Annotated in this window: 21 protein-coding genes and 1 tRNA gene; 10 read left to right on the top strand and 12 right to left on the bottom strand. The window is 44.1% G+C overall.

Features of this window, described 5'->3' with window-relative positions:
• Window positions 1–79: 79 nt before the first annotated feature.
• Both Q5H80_RS01880 and Q5H80_RS01875 read right to left on the bottom strand, forming a co-directional pair.
• The gene (locus Q5H80_RS01880; protein ID WP_304568168.1) at window positions 80–997 is read right to left on the bottom strand and encodes a general secretion pathway protein GspB; all 918 of its coding nucleotides are present in this window, start codon (window positions 995–997) and stop codon (window positions 80–82) included.
• Window positions 997–2685, bottom strand: coding sequence for an ExeA family protein (locus Q5H80_RS01875; protein ID WP_304568167.1), 1689 nt, complete (start codon window positions 2683–2685; stop codon window positions 997–999). Before Q5H80_RS01875 ends, Q5H80_RS01880 begins: the two co-directional genes overlap by 1 nt.
• Before the next feature lie 36 nt (window positions 2686–2721).
• On the opposite strand from Q5H80_RS01875, the gene Q5H80_RS01870 reads away from it, so the two are divergent.
• On the top strand, window positions 2722–4038 hold the full coding sequence (locus Q5H80_RS01870) for a multifunctional CCA addition/repair protein (RefSeq protein WP_304568165.1): 1317 nt from the start codon (window positions 2722–2724) through the stop codon (window positions 4036–4038).
• Window positions 4039–4131: 93 nt separating this feature from the next.
• Here Q5H80_RS01870 and Q5H80_RS01865 read toward each other — a convergent pair whose 3' ends face one another.
• From Q5H80_RS01865 to folB, 3 genes are read right to left on the bottom strand one after another with little or no spacing between them, the layout of a single operon-like run.
• A complete protein-coding gene (locus tag Q5H80_RS01865; RefSeq protein WP_304568163.1) occupies window positions 4132–4935 on the bottom strand; it encodes an undecaprenyl-diphosphate phosphatase in 804 nt (267 codons plus the stop codon).
• A gap of 16 nt (window positions 4936–4951) precedes the next feature.
• Window positions 4952–5434, bottom strand: a complete 483-nt coding sequence (gene folK / locus Q5H80_RS01860; protein WP_304568161.1) for a 2-amino-4-hydroxy-6-hydroxymethyldihydropteridine diphosphokinase — start codon at window positions 5432–5434, stop codon at window positions 4952–4954.
• The gene (gene folB, locus Q5H80_RS01855; RefSeq protein ID WP_017080233.1) at window positions 5431–5790 is read right to left on the bottom strand and encodes a dihydroneopterin aldolase; all 360 of its coding nucleotides are present in this window, start codon (window positions 5788–5790) and stop codon (window positions 5431–5433) included. The genes folK and folB overlap by 4 nt, the downstream gene beginning before the upstream one ends.
• A 138-nt stretch (window positions 5791–5928) precedes the next feature.
• Here folB and plsY point away from each other — a divergent pair, with 138 nt between their 5' ends.
• Window positions 5929–6525 (top strand): glycerol-3-phosphate 1-O-acyltransferase PlsY, encoded by a 597-nt coding sequence (gene plsY / locus Q5H80_RS01850; protein ID WP_009847793.1) that lies wholly within the window; start codon window positions 5929–5931, stop codon window positions 6523–6525.
• A 91-nt stretch (window positions 6526–6616) separates the two neighbouring features.
• Here the strand turns inward: plsY and Q5H80_RS01845 are convergent, their stop codons facing one another.
• A complete protein-coding gene (locus tag Q5H80_RS01845) occupies window positions 6617–7432 on the bottom strand; it encodes an alpha/beta fold hydrolase (RefSeq protein ID WP_304568156.1) in 816 nt (271 codons plus the stop codon).
• Between the two features lie 160 nt (window positions 7433–7592).
• The gene (gene tsaD / locus Q5H80_RS01840) at window positions 7593–8609 is read right to left on the bottom strand and encodes a tRNA (adenosine(37)-N6)-threonylcarbamoyltransferase complex transferase subunit TsaD (RefSeq protein ID WP_010434613.1); all 1017 of its coding nucleotides are present in this window, start codon (window positions 8607–8609) and stop codon (window positions 7593–7595) included.
• Between the two features lie 258 nt (window positions 8610–8867).
• Here tsaD and rpsU point away from each other — a divergent pair, with 258 nt between their 5' ends.
• The 6 genes from rpsU (at window position 8868) to Q5H80_RS01810 (ending at window position 15077) form a co-directional block, all read left to right on the top strand.
• A complete protein-coding gene (rpsU, locus tag Q5H80_RS01835; protein ID WP_004396009.1) occupies window positions 8868–9083 on the top strand; it encodes a 30S ribosomal protein S21 in 216 nt (71 codons plus the stop codon).
• A gap of 25 nt (window positions 9084–9108) precedes the next feature.
• Complete coding sequence (locus tag Q5H80_RS01830; protein WP_017106852.1) at window positions 9109–9552, top strand: GatB/YqeY domain-containing protein; 444 nt, start codon at window positions 9109–9111, stop codon at window positions 9550–9552.
• A 119-nt stretch (window positions 9553–9671) separates the two neighbouring features.
• Complete coding sequence (dnaG, locus tag Q5H80_RS01825; RefSeq protein ID WP_304568040.1) at window positions 9672–11423, top strand: DNA primase; 1752 nt, start codon at window positions 9672–9674, stop codon at window positions 11421–11423.
• A gap of 99 nt (window positions 11424–11522) precedes the next feature.
• Window positions 11523–13367, top strand: a complete 1845-nt coding sequence (gene rpoD / locus Q5H80_RS01820) for an RNA polymerase sigma factor RpoD (RefSeq protein WP_009847799.1) — start codon at window positions 11523–11525, stop codon at window positions 13365–13367.
• A 163-nt stretch (window positions 13368–13530) separates the two neighbouring features.
• Window positions 13531–13606, top strand: a tRNA-Ile gene (locus Q5H80_RS01815).
• 202 nt (window positions 13607–13808) lie between these two features.
• The gene (locus Q5H80_RS01810) at window positions 13809–15077 is read left to right on the top strand and encodes an O-acetylhomoserine aminocarboxypropyltransferase/cysteine synthase family protein (RefSeq protein ID WP_304568031.1); all 1269 of its coding nucleotides are present in this window, start codon (window positions 13809–13811) and stop codon (window positions 15075–15077) included.
• Between the two features lie 104 nt (window positions 15078–15181).
• On the opposite strand, the gene glmS is transcribed toward Q5H80_RS01810, so the two are convergent.
• Window positions 15182–17014 (bottom strand): glutamine--fructose-6-phosphate transaminase (isomerizing), encoded by a 1833-nt coding sequence (gene glmS, locus Q5H80_RS01805; protein ID WP_304568029.1) that lies wholly within the window; start codon window positions 17012–17014, stop codon window positions 15182–15184.
• A 107-nt stretch (window positions 17015–17121) separates the two neighbouring features.
• Window positions 17122–17892: a DeoR/GlpR family DNA-binding transcription regulator gene (locus tag Q5H80_RS01800; protein ID WP_304568027.1), complete on the bottom strand. Its 771-nt coding sequence runs from the start codon at window positions 17890–17892 to the stop codon at window positions 17122–17124.
• A gap of 429 nt (window positions 17893–18321) precedes the next feature.
• On the opposite strand from Q5H80_RS01800, the gene pykF reads away from it, so the two are divergent.
• Window positions 18322–19734: a pyruvate kinase PykF gene (gene pykF, locus Q5H80_RS01795; RefSeq protein ID WP_012603178.1), complete on the top strand. Its 1413-nt coding sequence runs from the start codon at window positions 18322–18324 to the stop codon at window positions 19732–19734.
• Window positions 19735–19958: 224 nt separating this feature from the next.
• Window positions 19959–20582 (top strand): GntR family transcriptional regulator, encoded by a 624-nt coding sequence (locus tag Q5H80_RS01790; protein WP_304569362.1) that lies wholly within the window; start codon window positions 19959–19961, stop codon window positions 20580–20582.
• A gap of 741 nt (window positions 20583–21323) precedes the next feature.
• Here the strand turns inward: Q5H80_RS01790 and ilvN are convergent.
• From ilvN to Q5H80_RS01775, 3 genes are all read right to left on the bottom strand, one after another.
• The gene (gene ilvN, locus Q5H80_RS01785; protein WP_004735875.1) at window positions 21324–21818 is read right to left on the bottom strand and encodes an acetolactate synthase small subunit; all 495 of its coding nucleotides are present in this window, start codon (window positions 21816–21818) and stop codon (window positions 21324–21326) included.
• 1 nt (window position 21819) lies between these two features.
• Window positions 21820–23577: an acetolactate synthase 3 large subunit gene (locus Q5H80_RS01780; protein ID WP_304568017.1), complete on the bottom strand. Its 1758-nt coding sequence runs from the start codon at window positions 23575–23577 to the stop codon at window positions 21820–21822.
• Between the two features lie 460 nt (window positions 23578–24037).
• Window positions 24038–25846 carry a long-chain fatty acid--CoA ligase gene (locus tag Q5H80_RS01775; RefSeq protein ID WP_135384557.1) on the bottom strand — a complete coding sequence of 603 codons (1809 nt, stop codon included), beginning with the start codon at window positions 25844–25846 and terminating at the stop codon, window positions 24038–24040.
• Window positions 25847–25883 lie beyond the last annotated feature (37 nt).

The raw sequence follows: 25883 nt of genomic DNA, 5'->3' as shown, positions 1-25883 counted from the left end.
GGTGCTCCTTTTTATTTGTCTGGATTTATCACTCAAGTCTCAGCGCTAACATCGGTCACAGTAAATAATATCTATAGTACTAACCTTTCCACTCATACAAAGCTGGGATTTCTATCTTCTGCTGATTGAATTCAATGATTACCGATTGTGGTTTAATCTCAAGCAACTGAATACCCCGCTCGATCCACTCCCCTTGAGCGACTTCGTGGCCATTCACTTTGACCCAACGCTTAGTTTCACTACTCGAGTACATATGAGTTTGTAGGTCTAACTTAGGTAATACACCAGACAGTCTATTACCATGTGTTTCTAAACCTATGACCTGAGAATCCATACTCCCCACAGGTCTAGAATCCATCGGTTCCGGTGAGACCGGTTGCTCTCCCATCATTGATTCTAGTTTCAATGCTAAATCGGGTGGCAACTCGGTGAGGTCTAACCCTTTCAGTAAATCACTGTCGGATTGCAAAGCACTGCTCTCTTTCCTTACTTCTGGTTTAATTGGTCGTTGAATAGGCGATGGCTCAGAATGCCTTTCCATCTTTATAGAATGGCCAGCACTCGAGGACATCATATTTAAATCGTCAACCATGCTATCCTGACCCGTCTCGACCTGCGCATACATATCTTTACGTGGTAATACTTTTAACGGATGACCTGCTGGTGCGGTGCGAATAGAAAACAACGTGACCGCCTCCGAAACTTTACTCACAGCCAGTTTACTCGCTTCCCCCATTTGAGCATCAAAACCTGATTGGTTTTCTGAACCCTGCGCCCTAGAATTAAGCACTTGGCTTACTAGGTGTAAATTTTGTTGCTGATATGATTGGTATGACAGCACCGCTCCCACCATCAAAGAAGGCACTAAAATAAAGAGTAGTGCTTTCGCTAACGATGAACCTCGCTTATGACTCTTTCTTGTTGTAGGGCTAATAACCTGATGGTTTTGGTAACCTTTAAACTTTGTCTGTTTAAGATCATACAGTGTGCGCGACATTAGTTTGATCCTCCATCGAATGATACCAACTTAGGAGAGTCAAGTTGAGCTAATCTCTGTAAGCTTGATAGAGTTCGCTCTCCCGCAATACCATCAACAAACATACCTTGCCAAACTTGAAAGGCTTCGACTTTCCTCTTTAACTCATCATCAAACACATCACTTCCAGACACCCATTCACCTAGCACTTCGGAAAGTAGTAGATCAAGTAAAGCAATCTCTTCACTTTGCTCTCCCTCTTTGAGCGTATTTCTTAACGGCTGCTTCCAAATAGAAATATAATCACCTTGCCATATTTGCTCTAAAGAGCGCTTGGGCATTACGAGCAACTTTTCGTCAACCAATAACTCTACTGAATCCTCAGACATCCCATAAAGCACGGCAAACACGGGCTCTTGACCTAGTTCCAAATTAAGAACCACTGGTACTCCAAGTTCAATCAAAGCTTCTAAATCAGCTTGACGTTGCTCACAGACAAATACACTTTGTTGTTCACTCAAACATAGCCAATCACGAAGCGAGGATTCATATCCCCAAAGTGTGTATAGGTCCCTAATTGCAAGCGTTTGATTATTCCCTTGCTTTAAGTGATTCTGAACATCTTGTGGTAGTGCAAACTTCGAAGCCTTGAGATCTTGAACCGATATAGATTTATCATCCAATATCGGTGTTTCAGCCACAAATGAGCGTTGAGTATTCGCCGCTACTTCCGTTTTCACTTCACTGGAAGTATCCGCAGGCATCCATGAACTAATATAGGTTGGGGCGAAGTTAAAGGTCACGATTGCAAGGCCGACACTTAATGTGGCAATCCCCGCGTATTGGAGTAATTTTGGGGCTACATGAGTGGCACGAGTTTTCTCGACGTGATACACATCGGCCTGAAAGGACATGACCTGCTGACAAGCTCGGTTAACCGTTTCATTACTCGGTGATTTATCACCATCATGGAAAGCCAATTGCAGCGCTTTATCACACACCAAGTTAATGAGCCTTGGAATACCATGAGTATATTGGGCGATAAGCTTGATTGAACGATTCGAAAACAACATCTGCTCACCACCAGCCGTTTCCAAACGAAACGCGATGTACTTACCCGTTTCTTCGATATTAAGAGGTAATAAGTGATAGCGACCTGTAATCCGCTGCGCGAGTTGACGTAGCTGTGTGGTTTGTAAGTGTTGCTGTAATTCAGGTTGGCCAACCAACAGCACCTTTAATAGCTTACGGCTATCGGTTTCTAAATTGGTCAGAAGGCGTAGCTGCTCCAACACATCAGCTGCAAGGTGTTGGGCCTCATCGATCACCAATAAGGTTTGAATGCCTTCAGCATGGCTATCAAGCAAGAAGTGATAAATTGCCTGACTCAGCTGTTTTAACGACGCTTGTTCAGGGTATTCGACCTCAAACTCATCGCAGATAGCTTCAAGTAAATCTGAATTGGAAAACGTAGGGTTGAGTATAAGGCCGGCTTGAGTCTGATGATCGAGTGATGACAACATCGCTTTGGCGACCGTTGTTTTTCCTGTACCTACTTCACCAGTAAGCATCGCAAAGCCCCCACCTTCGCCTAAACCGGCTTGTAGGTTCTGCATCGCTTCTTGGTGACGCTGACTCAAAAACAAATAGCGAGAATTTGGTACAATCGAAAATGGCATCTCAACGAAGCCAAAATATTCCTTATACATGTGCTGCCCTATAATTACGATTAATGGAAAGTACCATTGCTCGCAGTAAAGTCCAGCAGTGATAAAACATTTCGAGGTGATAAGTTGCAAATATACGATAGCCTACCAAAAGACAATGGGCTACAGCGCTATCTAGTCGGTGGAGCGGTACGCGATAAGCTGCTCAATATTGATAGTTATGATAGAGATTGGGTCGTGGTAGGAAGTACCCCTCAAGAGATGGAAAACCTTGGCTTTACTGCTGTCGGGAAAGATTTCCCTGTATTCTTACACCCAAAAACCAAAGAAGAGCACGCACTGGCTCGTACTGAGAGGAAATCAGGTTCGGGTTACACAGGTTTTGAGTGTTACTTTGCTCCGGACGTGAGTTTAGAAGAAGACCTGATGCGTCGAGATCTAACGATCAACGCCATCGCTCAAGATGACAAAGGCCAGCTTTACGATCCTTATCATGGTCAGCAAGATCTTGATGACCGCATTCTAAGACACGTCTCGGACGCTTTTGTTGAAGATCCTCTTCGTGTGCTGCGTGTGGCTCGCTTCGCCGCCAAGCTTCACCATCTTAGCTTCACGGTTGCACCTGAAACCATGCTGATGATGAGTGAGATCGTCCAATCTGGTGAGCTGGCACACCTCACTGCCGAACGAGTTTGGCAGGAGTGGCACAAGTCTCTTAGCACGCCACACCCTGAGGTGTTCCTTTCCGTTTTAAGAGAATGTGGCGCATTAGCGGTTGTTTTGCCGGAGCTTGACGCTCTATTTGGCGTACCTCAACCTGAAAAATGGCACCCTGAGATCGACACGGGCATTCACACGCTAATGGTGGCTCAACAAGCAGCACTACTAAGCCCATCGTTACCAGTACGCTTTGCCGCTCAAGTGCATGATTTAGGTAAAGGCGTAACACCAGAAAGCGAGTGGCCAAGCCACAAAATGCATTGCCATACAGGCTTAAAAATCATTAAGAAGCTGTGTGAAAGAGTCAGAGTGCCCAATGAATTCAGAGACCTCGCGTTGTTAGTGTGCGAGCAGCATTCCAATATCCATCGTGCAGGCGAGCTAAAGCCAACCACCTTCCTCAAGGTTCTCAACAAGTTCGATGTTTGGCGTAAGCCAGATAGACTCGACGATATACTGCTTTGCTGCCAAGCCGATCATGCTGGTCGTAAAGGATTAGAAGATCAGCCTTACCCTCAGAAAGCGCGTTTTGAAGTGGCTTACCAAGCAGCACTTCAAGTCGAAGTTAAAACGATTATTGCCGATGGTTTTCAAGGTAAAGACATTCGAGAAGAACAAGAGAGGCGCAGAGCTGCCGCGATTGAGAGCGCCCTATTAGAACTCGCTGATAGTTAATCGCCATAACGCTGATTACCATGTATTAAAAAAACCGCGACTAAGCGGGTTTTTCCGTTTCAATCTGTAGGACGAGACAGTTGTCGACGTTAATTACTGCAGCATCAAGAAAGCAAACAGACCAAAACCTAGAATCAAGCGGTAGATAACAAACGGTGTCATACCCATACGTGAGATGAGCTTCAAGAAGAAGTAAATACAGATATAAGCACTGATAAAAGACACCACGATACCCGTCAACAAGGTGCCAACATGGATAGGGTCACCATTGGTTACTAACTTCATACCTAAGTAACCACCAGCCAGAGTGATGATAGGGATAGACATCAAGAAAGAGAATCGAGCCGCGGCTTCACGCGTGAAACCAAGGTAAAGCGCTGCAGTAATCGTCGCGCCAGAACGAGACGTACCAGGGATAATTGCCATTGCCTGAGCTAGGCCAATGAATAAAGCTTTTTTCCAACCGGCTTGATATTCGTCATCACGCAGTCTTGAGTTCTTATCCACCCACCATAGCAATAGACCAAAGATAATGGTGGTTGTCGCGATCACCCACGCACTACGCAAGTAAAGCTCAACAATATCTTTCATTAACAAGCCAAAAATACATGCAGGAATCGTTGCGAGAATGATTATCCACGCCAACTTTGCTTCTTTACTGCGATCGCCTTTAAATACCGAACTAAAGAATGCGCTCAAAAGAGAGACCACTTCTTTGCGGAAATAGATAACAACGGCAGCCAAAGTACCGACATGGACAGCCACATCAAAGGCCAAACCTTGATCTTCCCAACCTAACACGGCAGAAGGAAGGATTAAGTGCGCAGAACTGGAAATAGGTAAAAATTCAGTAAAGCCTTGCACCAAGGCCAGCATAAACGCTTCAAAATAACTCATGACTTACCTTAAAAAATTATAGTGCTATATCAACGACAGAGAGCGAGTCTAATTGCTGCATATTCTGCCATATTTCACTGACGGTTCGTCCGTCTGTCGGGATCACTCTCGCAGGACAAAGATCATAAAGTGGCTGTGTTACAAAAGGATATTTATAGATATCACTGCGTGGTAATTCTGGCTCGCTCTCAGAAACCACCTCTCCAAACAGCACAATATCAAGATCGAGCTTTCGATCTTGAAGCTTATGGGCATCTTGAGGGCGACCCCATTTAAACTCGATTTCACGGAGGTGCTGTGAAAATTCAGTCAATGAGAGTGATGTGTCGAGCTCTACCACAAAATTGTAAAACGGATTACTGTTAAACCCCACAGGCTCACAGTGATAGATCTTCGAGCATTTTAGGTTAACCCCTAATGATTGAAGCTCAGTCCATGCCACCTTTGCATGCTTGTCGCGGTCTATGTTCGTGCCAACACCAACATAGGCTATTGTCATGCTTGACCTCTTTCGATGATCACACCCACTGCTTTTGCTTGTGGTACTGCGCCAGGCTTCGCTAGACGGATTTTAATCCAAGGCACTGAGAACTGAGTCATAATTAATTCAGCGACTTCTTCTGCCACACGTTCAACCAGTAGGAATCGACCATTAGCAATGTGCTCAAGTACCGCAGTACTCACTGTCGAGTAATCCAAAGCATCAACAACATCATCACTCTTACCTGCTGGGCGATTGTCATGAGCCATTTCAATATCAAGCACAAGTTTTTGTTTAATCTCTTGCTCCCAATCGTAAACACCGATCGTTGTAATTACTTCTAGCTGTTCAATGAAAACTTTATCCAATGCCATGACTTGTCCTTTTAGAGGTCGGATACCCATACCGGGGAAAAAAACGTATTATTTGTGTAATTCCAGATATGATATCAATTACTCTTAGATTGAGCATTATTTTCCCATCGTTAGGCTTATAACCGTTTAAGGAAAAACATGACCCCATTGGCACTCATCATGATTATTGCTGCCTATTTACTAGGTTCAATCTCTAGTGCGGTCTTGATATGCCGAGTCTTAAGACTTCCAGATCCAAGAACAGTGGGGTCCAATAACCCCGGTGCAACCAATGTGCTTCGCGTGGGCGGCAAAGGCGCCGCTGCAGCCGTTCTGCTTTGTGACATGCTTAAAGGCACCATTCCTGTTTGGCTTGGCTACTACCTCAAGATAGATCCCATCATTCTAGGAGTTGTGGCGATCGCAGCCTGTCTTGGCCATATGTATCCAATATTCTTCCACTTCAAAGGTGGTAAAGGCGTCGCAACGGCACTCGGAGCTATCGCTCCAATTGGATTCGATCTAACAGGCATGATCATGGCGACTTGGTTGGTTGTGGCATTTTTGTTTCGTTATTCTTCTTTAGCTGCACTGGTTACTGTGTTGCTCGCACCTTTCTACGCTTGGTTAGTCAAACCTCAATACACACTGCCAGTGGCCATGTTGTGTTGTTTGATCGTCTTACGTCACCATCAGAATATCCGCCGCCTTCTCGATGGCAGCGAACCAAAACTTGGACAAAAAAAATCGGCTTAAACTGTCATGTCTAAGCCGAACCATTTTTAAACTGAGATACGTTTAAACCAACGTAAATCTCTGTCGAACAATACTATTCAATATTTAAAGCTTACAGCAGATGTTTATCTAAAAACGTCTTCAGCATTGTGTTCACAAACTCTGGTTGCTCTAGCGAACTAATGTGACCAGCACCAGGAATCACCACCAACTCACTGCCCGTAATGCAATCGTGCATTAGGTATGACTCAAGTACCGGACGCGGTTTATCTTCTTGCCCTACAGCGATCAAAACCGGCAGTGCAAAGCTCTCTACTGCTTCAATCATATCGCGACGTCCAAAGACCATTCGACCGATTCGAGCCACTTCTTCAGCGTTCTCACCCTTAAGAGCTGATAATTTCTGAGTAAAGCCTTCCACTAAAGCTGGTGAGTTTGTTTGAGCGTCATTGGCAAAGAACAGTGGAACCACGGCTTCAACAATCGGTTGAGGAACCATTTTGGTTTGAGTGATGGTATCTAACATGCTGAAGTATTTAACATGGGCAACTTCTGGCTCTAAACCAACAAAGGTATCCATAAGTACCAAAGACTTGATTCGTGCAGGTGCTAACTCCGCTAGCTCAGTTCCCCACATACCGCCCACAGATAGGCCGACAACGGAAAACTCTTCGATTTTTAAATGATCAAGTAGATCCAAAACATGCTGAGCGTAATCTTTCAAGTTACGCATCGAAGTTGGTGCAGCTTGAGACTCACCATGAGACCAAAGCTCTGGAACAATACAGCGATACTGAGTTTTTAATGCGTCGATCTGCGGCTTCCACATTGCACTATCCCAAAGGTAGCTGTGGCCTAGTACAACAACAGGGCCTTGACCTTCATCTAGGTACGCCATCGACTGGTTATCTACAGTGAACTTATTCATTTTCTTCCCTAATCTCTATCAACAATTATTTATCGACATATAGTCGGTAAGCTAGGATATAAAAACGGCCGCACTCAGCGACCGTTTATCGAAATACTATGGTTTATTCTGCGCTTAGCTTTTGTTGATCGACTGTTTCTCGCTGAACGATTGCTACTAGTTAAGCAATTGGCTCTAGTTGGTCAATAGGCCAACGCGGCGTGGCATGAACAGACAAATCAGCCGTTTCACCATTTTTAAGGCGTTGCATACCAGCGTAAGCAATCATGGCACCGTTATCAGTACAGAACTCAGTTCGCGGGTAGTAAACCTCACCACCGATTTTCTTCGCCAGCGCTTCAAGCTCAATACGTAGCTGTTTGTTGGCACTTACGCCACCAGCAATCACTATACGTTTCATGCCTGTTTCCGCCAAGGCACGCTTACATTTAATTACCAAGGTCGCACAAACGGCTTCTTGGAAAGCGTAAGCGATATCAGCGCGTGTCTGATCGTCGTTGTCATTCGCACGAATGGTGTTCGCAGCAAATGTTTTTAGACCAGAAAAACTCATATCGAGTCCTGGACGATCGGTCATTGGACGCGGGAACTTAAAACGACCTGGTGTGCCTTTTTCTGCTAAACGAGACAGCAACGGGCCACCTGGGTAATCTAAGCCCATCAACTTCGCGGTTTTATCAAACGCTTCACCGGCAGCATCATCAATCGATTCACCAAGGATTCGATACTCACCGATGCCTTTCACTTCTACCATCATGGTATGTCCGCCAGAAACCAGCAGAGCAACAAATGGGAATGGTGGCGGGTTATCTTCTAGCATAGGAGCAAGAAGGTGACCTTCCATGTGGTGAACAGGTACAGCTGGTACACCCCAAGCATAAGCGATACTGCGACCGATCGTTGCGCCAACCAGAAGAGCGCCAACTAAACCGGGTCCTGCAGTGTAAGCCACGCCATCAATGTCTTTTGACGTTAGATTAGCCTCAGCCAATGCCGCTTTAATCAGTGGGATGGTCTTTTTTACGTGGTCACGCGATGCCAACTCAGGAACCACACCACCATAATCGGCGTGCAGCTTCACTTGGCTGTATAATTGATGAGAAAGCAGGCCTTGCTCATCATCATAAATCGCAATTCCTGTCTCATCACAAGAGGTTTCAATACCAATAATGCGCATAATTTTCTCGGCACGCTTTCGTCTAAAATGGGAAATTAGCGCAATATTACCCTGCCTAAGCTCTTCAAACAAATATTGTACAGACTATAATCGACAAAGTGCTTTACAAAGCCACTGTGATCGGATTAAAATTCCGCACCATTTTTGATCAAGCTGGTTAATGGCCAAACGCGAATAGAGAGTTAGCTCGATGGGTAACTTCTCTGATTTGGTACTGAGTGACCAGCGATAATGAATAACCCCTGAGGTGAAAGGCATATGCCAATAGTTAAAGTACGTGAAAACGAACCGTTCGACGTTGCACTACGTCGTTTCAAGCGCTCTTGTGAAAAAGCAGGTATCCTTTCTGAAGTGCGTCGTCGTGAGCATTACGAAAAGCCAACTACAGTTCGCAAACGCGCTAAAGCAGCAGCTCAAAAGCGTCACGCTAAGAAGCTAGCTCGCGAAAACGCACGTCGCGTTCGCCTGTACTAATAACTTAATCCATAAGGACTGAGTTATGGCTCTTATTGAACAACTCAAAGAAGAGCAAAAATTAGCGATGAAAGCCAAGGACAAACCGCGCCTTGGCACTATCCGCTTAGCTCTTTCAGCAATTAAGCAACGTGAAGTTGACGAACGGATCACTCTGAACGACGACGACATAATTGCTATATTAGTTAAAATGGTTAAGCAACGTCGCGATTCTGTTGCTCAATATGAATCAGCAAATCGTCAAGATCTTGCTGACGTGGAAAAAGCAGAAATTACTGTACTTGAAGGCTTTATGCCTCAACCGTTAACTGAAGAAGAAGTTGTTGCACTACTTGATAGCGCAATCGCGGAAGCTCAACCTGCGGGCATGCAAGACATGGGTAAAGTAATGGCTATCTTGAAACCACAAATTCAAGGGCGTGCAGATATGGGAAAAGTTAGTGGTTTAGTTCGTTCTAAACTCGCTTAATCCCAAATCAAATTGCAACAAGCCGTGCAATCCTTCGGAACGCACGGCTTGTTTGTATCTGTAACCTATTCAAACTATTATTATCCACACTCTCAGTTAGTGCATTTTTCTAAGGTTTTATGGCAGGACACATCCCGCGTAGTTTCATCGATGATCTCCTAGCGCGTCTCGACATTGTCGATATTGTGGACGCACGCGTGAAACTTAAGAAAAAAGGCAAAAACTATGGTGCTTGTTGTCCATTTCACAACGAGAAGACCCCTTCTTTTAGCGTAAGCCAAGAAAAACAGTTTTATCACTGCTTTGGTTGTGGCGTGCATGGCAATGCCATCGACTTCATTATGGAGTTCGAACGTCTCGACTTTGTTGAAGCGATTGAAGAACTTGCCTCATTTTTAGGCCTTGATGTTCCTAGAGAACAGCGCAGTGGTGAAATATCCACGGCACCAAGAGCCAACAGCGAACAAAAACGTAACCTCTACGATTTGATGGGCGGCATCAGTAATTTTTACCGCTCTCAACTGAAAATATCAGCCAACAAACCTGCGATTGATTACCTAAAGAATCGTGGACTGTCTGGTGAAATCGTACAGAAGTTTGGCATTGGCTACGTCGCTGATGAATGGGACTTGGTTCGTAAGAACTTTGGGCAACAAAAAGAAGCCCAAGACATGCTCGTTACTGGCGGCATGTTGATAGAAAACGATAAAGGCAACCGATACGACCGATTCCGTGGGCGTGTCATGTTCCCGATTCGCGATCGTCGCGGTCGAGTGATTGGTTTTGGTGGGCGTGTCTTAGAAGACGGAACACCGAAATACCTAAATTCACCAGAAACGCCTATCTTCCATAAAGGCAAAGAGCTTTACGGCCTTTATGAAGTGCTGCAAGCCTACCGTGAACCGCCTCAAATACTTGTGGTTGAAGGTTACATGGATGTCGTGGCATTAGCGCAATATGGTGTTGATTACTCAGTGGCATCACTCGGCACCTCGACAACCGGTGACCACGTTCAAATGTTGTTCCGCCAAACCAGCACAGTGGTTTGTTGTTACGACGGTGACCGAGCAGGTAAAGAAGCGGCGTGGCGCGCACTCGAAAATGCGCTTGAATACCTGAAAACAGGTAACACGCTCAAGTTTCTATTTTTACCCGACGGCGAAGACCCAGATAGCTATATAAGAGAAAATGGCCAAGAGGCCTTCGAACAACTGGTACAGAATGCGACACCGCTTTCTACTTACTTGTTCGATAATCTTATTGAGATACACAAGTTGAACTTAGGAACAACGGAAGGGAAGTCGGCATTGCGAGCACACGCAAGTGCCTTGATTAACAGAATCCCTGACAGTTATTTCCAAGAACTGCTCGAAAAATTATTGGATGAGCGTACTGGTTTTGATAACCAACTAAGACGAGCTCGTGTTCATACTAAGAACCCGACATCTCAACCGCATAAAGAACTGAAACGCACTCCAATGCGAGAAGTTATCGCTTTGCTTATCCAAAATCCGAGCTATGCTGATATGGTACCGGATTTATCAAGTGTCAAAGGCTTACAATTGCCTGGACTAAGTTTATTCGTCGAAGTACTTGATAAATGCCACGCGCATCCCCATATCAACACAGGCCAATTATTAGAGCATTGGCGACACAATAAACATGAGGCTCTTCTGTCTCGTCTCGCGAGCTGGGAAATCCCCCTCGACGAAGACAATCAAGAAGACATATTTTTAGACTCACTGGACAATATACTTGCCCAGTGCGTTGAAAAACAAATTGAAAACCTGCAGGCCAAAGCAAGAAGTGTCGGTTTATCAGCCGAAGAAAAAAGGGAGCTACTAGCTTTAATGCTAGATCTAAAAGCGTAACCCTGTTTGATTAGTCAGCATTTAATAAATTTGTTAACATAATTGGTTTGCATTTGAGAATGCAACGTCCTTCACCAGACCTGAAGTTGGATATCATCTATGGATCAAAATCCGCAGTCACAGCTTAAATTACTTGTTATTAAAGGCAAGGAACAAGGCTATCTGACCTACGCCGAAGTAAACGACCACCTACCTGCAGAAATCGTGGATTCTGAACAGGTAGAAGACATCATTCAAATGATCAACGACATGGGTATCAAGGTAGTAGAAACTGCACCTGACGCTGATGATCTAGCTCTTAATGATGATGATGCCAATATAGATGAAGATGCAGCTGAAGCTGCTGCTGCTGCGCTTTCAAGCGTAGAAAGCGAGATTGGCCGTACAACTGACCCAGTTCGTATGTACATGCGTGAAATGGGGACAGTTGAGCTACTGACTCGTGAAGGCGAAATCGACATTGCGAAGCGTATTGAAGATGGTATCAATACTGTTCAATTATCTGTAGCTGAGTACCCAGGCACGATTCCATACATCTTGGAACAGTTTGACCGCGTACTCGCTGAAGAGATTCGCTTAACAGATCTAATCAATGGCTTTGTTGACCCAGACGACGATGGCACAGCAGCGCCAACGGCGACTCACATCGGTTCAGAACTTGCTAAAACTGATCTAGAAGACGAAGACAAAGAAGAAGCAGAAGACGACGAGGAAGAAGAAGAGGAAGATACAGGTATTGATCCTGAGCTTGCTCTTGAGAAGTTCACAGCACTTCGCACTAGCTACCAAAACCGTCAACTAGCAATCAATGAATACGGCCATGAAAGCCCGAAAGCAACACTTGCAACGACAATGATGCAAGACGTATTCAAAGAGTTCCGTCTAACGCCAAAACAGTTCGATTACCTAGTAAACGAACTGCGTACTTCAATGGATCGCGTACGTACTCAAGAACGCCTAATCATGCGTCAAACGGTTGAGTACGGCAAAATGCCGAAGAAATCTTTCATTGCTCTATTTACTGGCAATGAGTCTAGCGAAGCATGGTTGGACGAAGTTCTTGCTTCAGACAAACCATACGCTGAAAAGATCAAACGTAACGAACACGACATCCGTCGTTCTATCCAAAAGCTGGATATAATCGAACGTGAAACGTCTCTTACTGTTCAAAGCATTAAAGATATCAGCCGTCGTATGTCTATTGGTGAAGCGAAAGCTCGTCGTGCTAAGAAAGAGATGGTTGAAGCGAACTTACGTCTAGTAATCTCGATTGCTAAGAAGTACACAAACCGTGGTCTACAATTCCTGGATCTAATCCAAGAAGGTAACATCGGTCTGATGAAAGCAGTAGATAAGTTTGAATACCGTCGTGGTTACAAGTTCTCTACTTACGCTACGTGGTGGATCCGTCAAGCAATCACTCGTTCGATTGCCGACCAAGCTCGTACTATCCGTATTCCGGTTCACATGATCGAAACGATCAACAAACTAAACCGTATCTCTCGTCAAATGCTACAAGAGATGGGTCGTGAACCGCTTCCGGAAGAGTTGGCTGAGCGCATGCAAATGCCTGAAGACAAGATCCGTAAAGTACTGAAAATAGCTAAAGAGCCTATCTCAATGGAGACACCAATCGGTGACGACGAAGATTCGCATCTAGGTGATTTCATCGAGGATACAACGCTAGAACTGCCTTTAGATTCTGCAACGGCAACAAGCCTACGCGGCGCAACTAAAGACGTTCTTGCTGGCTTAACTCCTCGTGAAGCGAAAGTACTTCGTATGCGTTTCGGTATCGACATGAACACTGACCACACTCTTGAAGAAGTTGGTAAGCAGTTCGACGTTACTCGTGAACGTATCCGTCAGATCGAAGCAAAAGCACTGCGTAAGCTTCGTCACCCAAGCCGCTCAGAAACTCTGCGTAGCTTCCTAGACGAGTAATTACACGCTTTAGTGTGGTTAGCTTTTAAGCATAAAATAAAAAAGGTGAGCGTTGGCTCACCTTTTTTGTGCCTGTATGATTTAAGTGGCTAAGATGTAAGCGGAATTGCCCCTCATAGTGTCTAGACACAAATGAATGCTTCCCCTATAATCTATGCCCTACGGCCCCTTAGCTCAGTGGTTAGAGCGCACGACTCATAATCGTTCGGTCCCCAGTTCAAATCTGGGAGGGGCCACCAAATTAGAAAAGCCAGAACAGTTCACACTGCTCTGGCTTTTTGCTTTTCTGAAGCTGTACAACTCACAGCTATGTTTCCTACAAATAACGAATCGTCCCACACACAATTCCAATTCCCTCTATGTGACTAAATATACTTTTCTTTCATAAAAAAATCGGCAATATGATAGTACATAGATAATTCAATCGTTCAGGGAAGAAACATGAAAGACGAAACGCTCTCGATTCACTTCGGCTACGAAACTGATCCAACAACCAAATCGGTTGCGACCCCTATTTACCAAACCGTTGCTTACGAATTCGATGACGCACAACACGGTGCCGACCTCTTCAACCTTGCGGTACCCGGTAATATCTACACTCGCATAATGAACCCAACCAACGATGTGTTGGAAAAACGCATGGCGGCCTTAGAGGGTGGTATTGCAGGCTTAGTGGTGAGTGCGGGCAGCGCGGCAATCAACTACGCCATTCAAACGTTGGCACAAATCGGTGACAACATCGTTTCAACGCCTCAGCTTTACGGCGGTACTTACACTCTATTTGCTCACATGCTGCCAAACCAAGGGATAGAAGTTCGCTTTGCCAAAGACGACAAACCTGAAAGCTTAGCGGCACTGATCGATGACAAAACCAAAGCAGTTTACTGCGAAAGTATCGGTAACCCAGCTGGTAATATTATCGACTTAGAACGTGTGGCAGAGCTTGCTCACGCACAAGGTGTGCCTGTGATTGTCGATAACACCGTAGCAACTCCGGTGCTGTGTAAGCCTATCGATTTTGGTGCCGATATAGTGGTGCACTCGCTAACAAAATACGTTGGTGGGCACGGAACAACACTCGGTGGCGTAATTGTCGATTCAGGAAAATTTCCATGGGCAGAGCATAAGGATCGCTTCCCAGTATTTAATCAGCCAGAGCCTTCTTACCACGGTGTGGTGTATACCGAAGCCTTTGGCGAAGCCGCGTTTATTGGCCGCGCTCGAACGGTTCCACTACGTAATACGGGGGCAGCACTGTCGCCAATGAATGCCTTCATGCTAATGCAAGGTCTAGAAACTTTGTCGCTACGCATGGAGCGACACACAGAGAACGCACTAAAAGTAGCAGAGTACCTTCAGCAACATGAGAAAGTGAGTTGGGTGAGCTACGCTGGTTTACCAACATCTGAGTTCTATCCGCTGGCTGAGAAATACATGCAAGGTAAGCCGTCTGCCATTTTATCTTTTGGCTTGAAAGATGGTTATGAAGCTGGTGTTCGTTTCTATGATGCGCTACAAATCTTCAAGCGCTTGGTGAACATTGGCGATGCAAAATCTCTCGCTTGTCACCCTGCTTCTACAACACACCGTCAATTAAGCGAACCGGAACAAAAGCAAGCAGGAGTGTCACCAGAGATGATTCGTCTATCAGTAGGTATCGAGCACATTGACGATATCTTGGCTGATCTAGAGCAAGCGCTTAATACTTAATAACGGTAAAGCTATCTCTAACACTGATCGTTAACTAACAGATACCAAAAAGCCCATCACAGGATGGGCTTCTTATTATCTAATTTTCTGTGATAGGCTGGCGATTACTCAACCGTTACCGATTTCGCTAGGTTACGAGGTTGGTCAACGTCGGTACCTTTAATTAGTGCTACGTGGTAAGACAATAGCTGCATCGGTACTGTGTAGTAAATTGGTGCAGTTACTTCACTTACGTGAGGCATCTTGATGATCTTCATGTTCTCATCGCTCTCAAAGCCTGCATCTTCGTCAGCGAATACGTACAGTAGACCGCCACGAGCACGTACTTCTTCAACGTTTGATTTCAGCTTCTCTAGCAAGTCGTTGCTTGGTGCAATAACGACGACTGGCATATCAGCATCAATAAGAGCCAAAGGGCCGTGCTTAAGCTCACCAGCCGCGTATGCTTCTGCATGGATGTAAGAGATCTCTTTCAACTTAAGAGACGCTTCCATTGCGATTGGGTAAAACTCCCCACGACCTAAGAACAGTGTATGGTGCTTATCAGCAAAATCAGGTGCCAGTGCTTCAATTTCTTTATCAAACGCGAGTGCTTTTTCAATATCAGCAGGCAGTTGATGCAGTGCTTGAACGATCTCAGCTTCTTTCTCCTCATTGAGGCGACCTTGTAGATGACCAATTGACGTTACCATCATCAGCATTGCGGCTAGTTGAGTCGTGAAAGCTTTAGTCGAAGCCACACCGATCTCTGTTCCTGCGCGAGTCATAAAGGCAAAATCAGATTCACGAACCAATGAAGAACCCGCAACGTTACAGATAGTCATTGCGGACATGTATCCCTTCTCTTTTGCCAAGCGAAGCGCCGCAAGCGTATCGGCCGTTTCACCTGACTGGGAGATAGTTACCAATAGGCTATTCGGGCGAACAACAAAGTCACGGTAACGGAATTCAGAGGCGATCTCTACGTCACAACTTACGCCAGCTAGAGACTCAAACCAATAACGTGCAACCATGCCAGAGTTGTAAGACGTACCACATGCAATGATCTGTACATGCTCTACCTTGCTTAGAATCTCTTCAGTTTTAACACCAATTGCGTTGGTGATAACAGACGTTTCAGAGATACGACCTTCCATTGTATTGATTAGCGCTGTTGGCTGCTCAAAGACCTCTTTCTGCATGAAGTGACGGTATTGACCTTTATCACCCGCATCATGCTCTGCGTTTGATTCAACGATGTCACGCTCAACACGCTCGCCCGCCACATCAAATACCGTTACATCACGACGAGTAACCTCAGCAACATCACCCTCTTCTAGGTACATGAAGCGACGAGTTACGCTTAATAGTGCAAGTTGGTCAGATGCTAGGAAGTTTTCACCAACACCAAAACCAATAACGATCGGGCTACCTGAACGAGCGACTACAATACGACTAGGATCTTTACGATCAACGGCCACCGTGCCGTATGCACCGTCTAATTGTTTCGCTGTCTTTTGAAGCGCTTCAACCAATGAATCAGAAGTACGAAGTTCCCATTCCACTAAGTGAGCGATAACTTCAGTATCCGTTTGTGAAGTAAACACGTAACCACGCTCTTGAAGAAGAGCACGCAGTGCTTCGTGGTTTTCGATAATACCATTGTGTACAACAGCAATATCACCAGACATATGTGGGTGTGCATTCGCTTCAGACGGCTCACCGTGCGTTGCCCAACGTGTATGAGCGATACCAGTACCGCCAATTACATGTTGCTGATCGACTGCGTCTGCTAGCTCTTGTACTTTACCAAGGCGGCGTACACGAGTTAGGTTAGATTCAGTATCGACTACAGCGACACCCGCAGAATCGTAGCCTCGGTATTCTAAGCGGCGAAGACCTTCTACTAAGATTTCGGCTACATCACGTTGTGCTACTGCACCAACAATTCCACACATAGTTTTACTCCATCAATTTCGTTTATTCCTACTGGCAGCAAGCAAAGGCCATATCTTTCATTAAGATCAATTATAGGAAATTAAATGCACAATAGTTTAAATTAGGTTTAAGTCGGATCAGTTAGGATCACTCGAACGTCATGTGATTCAATACTTGCTTGGAATTCTTTGTTCAAGTCTGTATCGGTAATCAAAATATCGATGTGTTCCCACGCTAATTCCAGATTAGGGATCTTTCGTCCCACTTTTTCAGACTCAACCATCACGATCACTTCTCGTGACACTTCAGCCATAACTTTGCTCAGGCCAATCAATTCATTGAACGTGGTCGTTCCTCTATCAAGGTCGATACCATCAGCCCCAATAAATAGTTGATCAAAATCGTAAGCACGAAGTACTGACTCTGCGACTTTGCCTTGGAAAGAGTCCGAATGGGTATCCCAAGTACCACCCGTCATTAATAACGTTGGTTCGCTTTCAAGCTCATTAAGCGCATTAGCTACGTGCAATGAGTTGGTCATAACAACCAAACCACGCTTAGTATTAAGCTGCTGAATCAAGGCACCAGTAGTACTGCCACTATCGATGACAATGCGATTATGGTCGCGAATTAAATCTGCAGCGGCTTTCGCTAATGAAATCTTTCGAGTCGAAACTTGTGGACATAGCTCTTCGTTGACAACCTCTTTAGGTAACGAAATCGCACCACCATAACGGCGTAAAAGCTGACCGTTTTTCTCTAAAGACGCCAAGTCCTTTCTAATCGTGACCTCTGAGGTTTCGAACTTAGCGGATAATTCATCAACACTAACCTCTCCTTTTTCATTCACTAGGTTAGAAATTGCATGTCTTCTGAGCTGAGTATTTCGTTTCGACATTAAAAAAAGGCCATTAAGTTTCGATATGAAACATATTATAGTTACAACGAAACTATTTAGTCCATTTATTTTGATCCAAAAAATTAATAAATAGCGATAAAACCTTGTCCTAAGACAATTGTTAAGCAGTGATATTGAACTCATTCGGTGGTAGAATCCGCACCCGAAAAGAAAAAAAATTACAAAACTGACTGTTATTTTTTTGCAACTTACCGCCTATATAGTGGGGTAAGTCACAGAAAGCCGATATTGAATCAAAATCTTTTGGTCATAAAATGACTAAAATTGATGAAAGACTTACAACTCTGAAGGACATATTGGAAGTTCTGCGCTTTTACACAACAGGCACAAAATGTTGATGTAGCGGACCAATCTTCAGAACTTAAATAAATTTCAAATTGTAACAATACTTACCGGAGAGTACCTTCCATGAAAAAGACCAAAATCGTATGTACGATTGGCCCTAAAACTGAATCTGTAGAGAAGCTAACTGAACTAGTAGATGCTGGCATGAACGTTATGCGTCTTAACTTCTCTCACGGTGATTTCGCAGAGCACGGCACTCGTATCGCGAACTTCCGTAAAGTAATGGAAAACAATGGTGAGCAACTTGCGATCCTTCTAGATACTAAAGGTCCAGAAATCCGTACTATCAAACTTGAAGATGGTAACGACGTAGATCTAGTAGCTGGTCAAGAGTTCACTTTCACAACTGACGCAACAGTTGTTGGTAACAAAGACGTAGTAGCAGTAACTTACCTAGGTTTCGCTAAAGACCTAACAGCAGGTAACACTATCCTTGTTGATGATGGCCTAATCGAAATGGAAGTTATCGCAACAACAGAAACTGAAGTTAAGTGTAAAGTTCTTAACAACGGTGCTCTAGGCGAAAACAAAGGTGTTAACCTTCCTGGCGTTTCTGTTCAACTTCCAGCTCTTTCTGAGAAAGACAAAGCTGACCTTAAGTTTGGTTGCGAGCAAGGCGTAGATTTCGTTGCTGCTTCTTTCATTCGTAAAGAAGAAGACGTTAAAGAAATCCGTGAGCTTCTAAACGCTAACGGCGGCGAGAACATCCACATCATTTCTAAGATTGAAAACCAAGAAGGTGTAGATAACTTCGATTCAATCCTTGAAGCTTCTGACGGCATCATGGTTGCTCGTGGTGACCTAGGTGTTGAAATCCCAGCTGAAGAAGTAATCTTCGCTCAGAAGATGATGATCGAGAAGTGTAACCGCGCACGTAAGATGGTTATCACTGCAACTCAAATGCTTGACTCTATGATCAGCAACCCACGTCCAACTCGTGCAGAAGCGGGTGACGTTGCGAATGCAATCATGGATGGTACTGATGCAGTAATGCTTTCTGGTGAAACTGCTAAAGGTAAGTACCCAGTTGAAGCTGTTACTATCATGGCTCAAATCGCAAACCGTACTGATTCAGCTCTTAAAGCTGAGCTAGGCTCTCGTCTAGATAGCCCACGTCTACGCATCACTGAAGCAGTATGTAAAGGCGCTGTAGACACAGCAGAGAAGCTAGCTGCTCCTCTAATCGTTGTTGCAACTGAAGGCGGTAAGTCTGCACGTTCAGTACGTAAGTACTTCCCAACTGCAAACATCCTTGCTCTAACAACTAACGAAAAGACAGCTGCACAACTAGTTCTGACTAAAGGTGTTAAGCCAGTTCTTGTTGACTCTATCGAGAACACAGACGCGTTCTACATCAACGGTAAAGAAATCGCTCTACAATCTGGCCTAGGTAACAAAGGCGACATCGTAGTTATGGTTTCTGGTGCTCTAGTCGCTTCTGGTACTACAAACACAGCATCTGTTCACGTTCTATAAGAATGAACCGATTCGCATAAAATATAAAAGAGGGCTTCGGCCCTCTTTTTTTATGAAACAAAATCTTGCCTAACTTTTCAGTACGCTGTATTATCAATCACATTAGAACTACGTACTGTTAAACTCCAATAAACTCTTCCTAAGAAACGGATTAGCAGACTAGAAATCAAATATACATGAGGTTTGTAATGTCTAGTCCTACGCTTACTGACAAAGTATCAAAGATGATTCGCCAAGATATTCTCAATGGTGAATTAACCCCAGGTAAAAAACTCGTTGTAGCTGATCTCAAAGCACGATACAACGTCGGCGCATCTCCAATTCGCGAAGCCTTAGTGCAGCTATCTTGGAGTAAATACGTAAAGCTAGAGCCACAAAAAGGCTGCTGGGTATCACCGGTATCAAAGAAAGAACTCAATGACCTATATGAAAGCCTTCGTGTTGTCTCTTCTGTTCTGCTTAAAAAGGCAATTTCAGCAGGTGATGAAAGCTGGGAATTGGAAGTATTAACCTCTTACCACAAGTTATCACGCATACAATATGTATCAGAAGAATTTGATTGTGTTGAGTGGGAAGAGCGTCACCAACAGTTCCATATTGCGTTACTTGAAGGCGCAGATTCAGAGAACATGTTTAAGTTCTTTGATGATCTTATCAATCAAGTAAAACGCTACCGCTTCCTAGCTATGTCAGCGAAAAGCGCGTCTGATGATCTGTTCAATATTGATGAGCATGAAATGATCATGAAGCTAGTGCTTGCGAAAAATGTCGATCAAGCGACAGAACTATTGGATCAACACCTGTTAAGTTCGATGAAACGAATTGAAGAAGTTATCGAAGCTGCATAATGCTAAGGCAGACCCTAGCCATATAAAAACGGAGCCTAATAGCTCCGTTTTTTATTTCCAGTATTACGACTGAACTACCACCCAAAAAACTCTTTGTGATGAGTATTGAGTAGCACAACCATAGGTAAAAAATACAATGCACTCAGTTGAAAGCCAAGAACGGCTAATGTACCTATGGTTAACCTCACTAAAAAATCGACAAACATACCACGCCTCTTTCAATCAGACTGTATGATCCCTAAACCCTTGCTTCAGCGAACCTAATTCAACTAATGCCTTTCAAGCCTTTGATAGGGTTAGCTAACCAGTTGAATTAAGTTAACAGTGCCATCCTTTTACATCTAGCAAACACTCTATTAATTGCATCTTTTATCATGAGATGACATGAAGCAAGACTGTTTGATTATTGTTCAGTTTAGCTCAAATCACCGCGAGTATTAGACTTTAGTCTAATCATATAAACTTTGTGATTTAAGTCTCTCAAAAATGAGATTTCCAATAAATATGGATACACGGCACTGGGGGGCTCAAGCACAGTAAATAACAGGGCACTCTATAAAAGCCCTAATGAAGAGCTATAAAGAAATGAATGGCAATAAGAAAGTGTGGACAAACGATGCATACTTCCAGAAAGCAAAACGGCCCAAATTAAGGGCCGTTCGTATCTGTAAAATCGCTATTTTTTTCAAACGATTAAATGATCAGTTTTAGCTTAAAAGCAGCTTTTTAAATCTTTCTTCGTTAGGCTTTCAACGCTCGTTCACCACGTGCGATGCCAACAACCCCACTTCGAGCCACTTCAAGTACTTCCGTTACTTCAGACAGCGCCTGAATGAAGGCATCCAGTTTCTCGCTAGTACCCGCCATTTGAACCGTATATTGAGAAGCCGTGACATCAACGATCTGACCACGGAAGATATCTGCTGTGCGCTTCACTTCTGCACGAGCAAAGCCGCTCGCACGTACTTTAACCATCAACAGCTCACGTTCAATGTGCTCAAGCTCAGACACTTCTTGTACTTTAAGTACATCGATTAGCTTATGTAGCTGTTTTTGGATCTGCTCAAGCTGCATTTCGCTCGAGTTAGTCGTTACGTTCAAACGAGAAAGCGTTGGATCATCCGTAGGGGATACATTCAAAGACTCGATGTTGTAGCCACGCTGAGAAAACAAGCCAACCACTCGAGAAAGTGCACCTGGTTGGTTTTCCATTAATAGTGAAAGGATGTGTCTCATATTATGTTCTCTCCGTTTTGCTTAGCCACATGTTATCCATACCCTCGCCTTTAATCTGCATTGGGTATACGTGCTCGGTGTCATCCACACTGATATCGACAAATACCAAACGGTCTTTCATCGCTAGTGCTTTTTCCAAACCTGATTCCAGTTCATCTGGAGATGAAATACGCATGCCAACGTGGCCATAAGCCTCAGCGATAGCAGCAAAATCAGGAACAGAGTCCATATATGAATTAGAGTAACGACCTTGATAAACAATGTCTTGCCACTGTTTTACCATGCCTAAGAAACGGTTGTTAAGATTAATAATCTTAACGGGAATATTGTATTGCAGCGCAGTCGACAACTCTTGGATATTCATTTGAATACTGCCGTCACCAGTAACAATCACAACTTCTTCATCAGGTTTCGCAAACTTAACGCCCATACCAGCTGGTAAGCCAAAGCCCATCGTGCCTAGACCACCAGAGTTAATCCAACGGCGTGGCTTGTCAAACGGGTAGTACAAAGCAGCAAACATTTGGTGTTGACCTACATCAGAAGCAACATAGGCATCGCCATTGGTTACTTTATGAAGTGTTTCAATAACTTGTTGTGGCTTAATTCGACCCGACGTTTTGTCATACGCTAAGCAGTCACGTTCTTGCCACTGTTTAATTTCACTCCACCAGCTTTCCATCGCTTCTACATCGTTAGTTCCACCTTGCTCAATAAGCAGGTTAACCATGCTTTCTAGTACTTTTTCCGCTGAACCTACAATCGGCAGATCCACTTTAACGTTCTTAGAGATAGAAGATGGATCGATATCAATGTGCATGATCTTCGCATCAGGACAGTATTTATCTAGATTATTGGTCGTTCGATCATCGAAACGTACGCCAATACCAAAGATCAAGTCCGCATTGTGCATCGCCATATTGGCTTCATACAAACCATGCATCCCCAACATACCCAAAGAGTTCTTATGAGTACCAGGGAAAGCGCCAAGCCCCATTAGGGTACTTACCACGGGTAAATTCAGTGCCTCTGCTAATTTTAACAGCGGCTTATCTGCCTCAGAAATAACCGCACCACCACCGACATAAAGTACCGGCTTCTTCGCTTCAAGAAGGGCTTTTAGCGCCTTTTTTATCTGACCTTTATGACCCGTAACCGTTGGGTTATATGAACGCATTTTGATCGTTTCTGGGTATTCATAAGGAAGCTTAATTTGTGGGTTTAAAATGTCTTTTGGTAGATCAATAACCACAGGGCCTGGACGTCCTGTCGTTGAAATATAGAATGCTTTTTTAACGACTTCAGGGATATCTTCCGCTTTCTTAACTAAGAAGCTGTGTTTAACGATCGGGCGTGATACACCAACGATGTCACACTCTTGGAAGGCGTCGTTACCAATAAGGTTATTTGGTACGTTACCAGAAATAACAATCATTGGGATTGAGTCCATGTAGGCTGTTGCAATACCAGTAACGGTATTGGTCGCACCTGGACCAGAACACACAAGTACTACTCCCGGTTTACCGGTAGAACGAGTATAGCCATCTGCCATGTGGGTAGCGGCTTGTTCGTGTCGTACTAATACGTGTTTAATTTCAGCAGTTTTAGCATGCAGCGCATCGTAGATATCAAGTACAGAACCACCTGGGTAACCAAAGATTTGTTCTACACCCTCTTCAATTAGAGACTGCACCACCATCTCAGCGCCGGATAACATTTCAGCGCCGGATGACATGGCTGTTTCAGGTTTTGTTGTCATATTGCTCTCCTCACCAGTTTCCAATCACATTTGGTGAACATGTTGGGCTGGTTTTTCATAGTCTAGGGCTTATTCGTAGCCTAATTCGAAATACTTCCACTTTTTCGGCTATGGCTGTCTGTAGTGATAACAACAAACAGTAATACGAAACAACTTTAACGCTTTATTATCATCTGGTCTAACGCCTGTTATTCAGCAACTGTGTCAAAAAACCAACTATTAGCTCAAAGCATCAAATAAAACCCAACACAGGCTTTCACACTAGGTATAAACACTGGCTACCTGATAAAAAAAAGCACTTAATATTTCAACAGTTCGCTATTTATCGATAAACAGCGAGCTTGTTGGTGTGCGCTTTCGCACATTGTGCTGTGTCATTAGATACAAAAAATCCCCCTAAAAATGCAATCACATTCGTAGGGGGATTTTTAAACAACTGAAAATTTATCTAAACAGAAAACTACTTATCTTTAGGCTTTTCGTTGTACATTTCTTCGATTTCGTCTTGATACTTATCATTAATAACCTTACGACGCAGTTTCTGGGTCGGTGTTAGCTCACCATCATCCATAGAAAACGCTTTTGGCAGCAACTTGAACTTCTTCACTTGCTCAAACTTCGCTAGCTCTTGTTGTAAGTCATTCACACGTTTCTCTAGCATCTCTACTATTTGGTGATTTTTAACAAGTTCCACACGGTCGTGATACTTGATATTAAGCTCTTTGGCATACTCTTCTAGCGAGTCATAACAAGGAACAATCAGCGCAGAAACGAATTTGCGCGTATCAGCGATAACAGCAATCTGCTCTATAAAGTGATCTTTACCAATTGCGCCTTCAACCACTTGCGGTGCAATGTACTTACCGCCAGAAGTCTTCATTAATTCTTTGATGCGATCAGTAATGAATAGATTACCATTTTCATCAAAATGACCCGCATCACCCGTTTTTAGGAAACCATGCTCGTCAAATGTCTTAGCTGTCTCTTCTGGCATCTTGTAGTAGCCACGCATCACCATTGGGCCACGAACAAGAATCTCGTCCTTAGCGCCAATTTTCACTTCAGCGCCCGGCATCGACATACCGATCGAATCAGGGTTAAAACAACGGTCATCCCAGCACGATACTGTTGCCGTGGTTTCTGTCATGCCGTAGCCAAGTTTTACATTGATACCAATCGCGTGGAAGAAGCGACCAATGGTTTCATCAAGCTTCGCGCCACCACATGGCATGAAGTTGATGTTACCACCTAACAAAGCTCGCAGTTTAGAGAGCACAAGCTTGTCAGCAAGCGCATGGCTCTTCTTCAGCATGAATGATGGTGTACGACCTTCTTGATGACAAACAGAGAGCTTCGCGCCCATGTTCACCGCCCAAGTAAAGAGTACTTTACGAATAAACGGTGCTTTAGATACTTTCTCGTGAATCGCTGAGAAAATCTTCTCGTAGAAGCGAGGAACAGCAGACATAACCGTTGGTTTAACATCGCTCAGTGCGTCACGAACTTGCATGGTGTCTTGCAGATAGCAGTTGGTTGCACCTTTATAAAGGACATAGAAAGTCCAAGCGCGTTCAAATACATGTGATAGAGGTAAGAAACACAATGAGACGTCGTCTTTGCTTAAGCTGAGACGCTCATCATGGCCTTTTAGTTGATAGCCAACATTAGTGTAATCAAGCATTACACCTTTAGGCTGGCCTGTTGTACCAGAGGTATAGATAAGCGTCAGTAAGTCATCCATGCAGGCATCCGCAAGACGAACATCAAGCTCAGCTCGCTGATCTTCAACACCACGAGCCATGAACTCTTTCCAAGAGACGGCAAAGCGATGTCCTTGCAGATCGATATCATCAGACATCGCCACAACAACTTCTAGCTGCTCACACTCTTCAAAAAGGCTAACCGCCGCATCGAATTGAGCTTGCTCACCAACGAATAAGATCTTCACATCCGCATTTTGGATAATGTAAGAAGACTGTGCCGCTGTATTGGTTGGGTAGATTGGTACCGTTACAAGACGCGCTTGTAAGGATGCGAAGTCAGCCACAGTCCACTGAGGCATATTGTTCGAGAAGATACCGATCTTATCCTGAACTCTCAATCCTTGAGCCAATAGCGCTAATGAAAGCGTATCGATTTGTTGTCCAAATTGTTCCCAGCTAATACCTTGCCATACATTGCCTACTTTGTGCTTCAAAGCTGTACGGTTGCCGCCTTGGGCAATTTGGTCACGAAGTCTTTTTACGATATGAAAATCTAAATTGGCCATCTCTTTACCTTTGGCTTACACCTGTAAGCTTTTTTGA

Source organism: Vibrio sp. SNU_ST1 (genome assembly GCF_030563405.1).
In the GTDB taxonomy this organism is placed as follows: Bacteria; Pseudomonadota; Gammaproteobacteria; order Enterobacterales; family Vibrionaceae; genus Vibrio.
This window is presented reverse-complemented; position numbering and strand designations above follow the sequence as displayed.

Coding starts and splice junctions, on each gene's coding strand:
- Q5H80_RS01880 (WP_304568168.1), bottom strand. CDS start 997: ATGTCGCGCACACTGTATGATCTTAAACAGACAAAGTTTAAAGGTTAC.
- Q5H80_RS01875 (WP_304568167.1), bottom strand. CDS start 2,685: ATGTATAAGGAATATTTTGGCTTCGTTGAGATGCCATTTTCGATTGTA.
- Q5H80_RS01865 (WP_304568163.1), bottom strand. CDS start 4,935: ATGAGTTATTTTGAAGCGTTTATGCTGGCCTTGGTGCAAGGCTTTACT.
- folK (WP_304568161.1), bottom strand. CDS start 5,434: ATGACAATAGCCTATGTTGGTGTTGGCACGAACATAGACCGCGACAAG.
- folB (WP_017080233.1), bottom strand. CDS start 5,790: ATGGCATTGGATAAAGTTTTCATTGAACAGCTAGAAGTAATTACAACG.
- plsY (WP_009847793.1), top strand. CDS start 5,929: ATGACCCCATTGGCACTCATCATGATTATTGCTGCCTATTTACTAGGT.
- Q5H80_RS01845 (WP_304568156.1), bottom strand. CDS start 7,432: ATGAATAAGTTCACTGTAGATAACCAGTCGATGGCGTACCTAGATGAA.
- tsaD (WP_010434613.1), bottom strand. CDS start 8,609: ATGCGCATTATTGGTATTGAAACCTCTTGTGATGAGACAGGAATTGCG.
- rpsU (WP_004396009.1), top strand. CDS start 8,868: ATGCCAATAGTTAAAGTACGTGAAAACGAACCGTTCGACGTTGCACTA.
- Q5H80_RS01830 (WP_017106852.1), top strand. CDS start 9,109: ATGGCTCTTATTGAACAACTCAAAGAAGAGCAAAAATTAGCGATGAAA.
- dnaG (WP_304568040.1), top strand. CDS start 9,672: ATGGCAGGACACATCCCGCGTAGTTTCATCGATGATCTCCTAGCGCGT.
- rpoD (WP_009847799.1), top strand. CDS start 11,523: ATGGATCAAAATCCGCAGTCACAGCTTAAATTACTTGTTATTAAAGGC.
- Q5H80_RS01810 (WP_304568031.1), top strand. CDS start 13,809: ATGAAAGACGAAACGCTCTCGATTCACTTCGGCTACGAAACTGATCCA.
- glmS (WP_304568029.1), bottom strand. CDS start 17,014: ATGTGTGGAATTGTTGGTGCAGTAGCACAACGTGATGTAGCCGAAATC.
- Q5H80_RS01800 (WP_304568027.1), bottom strand. CDS start 17,892: ATGTCGAAACGAAATACTCAGCTCAGAAGACATGCAATTTCTAACCTA.
- pykF (WP_012603178.1), top strand. CDS start 18,322: ATGAAAAAGACCAAAATCGTATGTACGATTGGCCCTAAAACTGAATCT.
- Q5H80_RS01790 (WP_304569362.1), top strand. CDS start 19,959: ATGATTCGCCAAGATATTCTCAATGGTGAATTAACCCCAGGTAAAAAA.
- ilvN (WP_004735875.1), bottom strand. CDS start 21,818: ATGAGACACATCCTTTCACTATTAATGGAAAACCAACCAGGTGCACTT.
- Q5H80_RS01780 (WP_304568017.1), bottom strand. CDS start 23,577: ATGACAACAAAACCTGAAACAGCCATGTCATCCGGCGCTGAAATGTTA.
- Q5H80_RS01775 (WP_135384557.1), bottom strand. CDS start 25,846: ATGGCCAATTTAGATTTTCATATCGTAAAAAGACTTCGTGACCAAATT.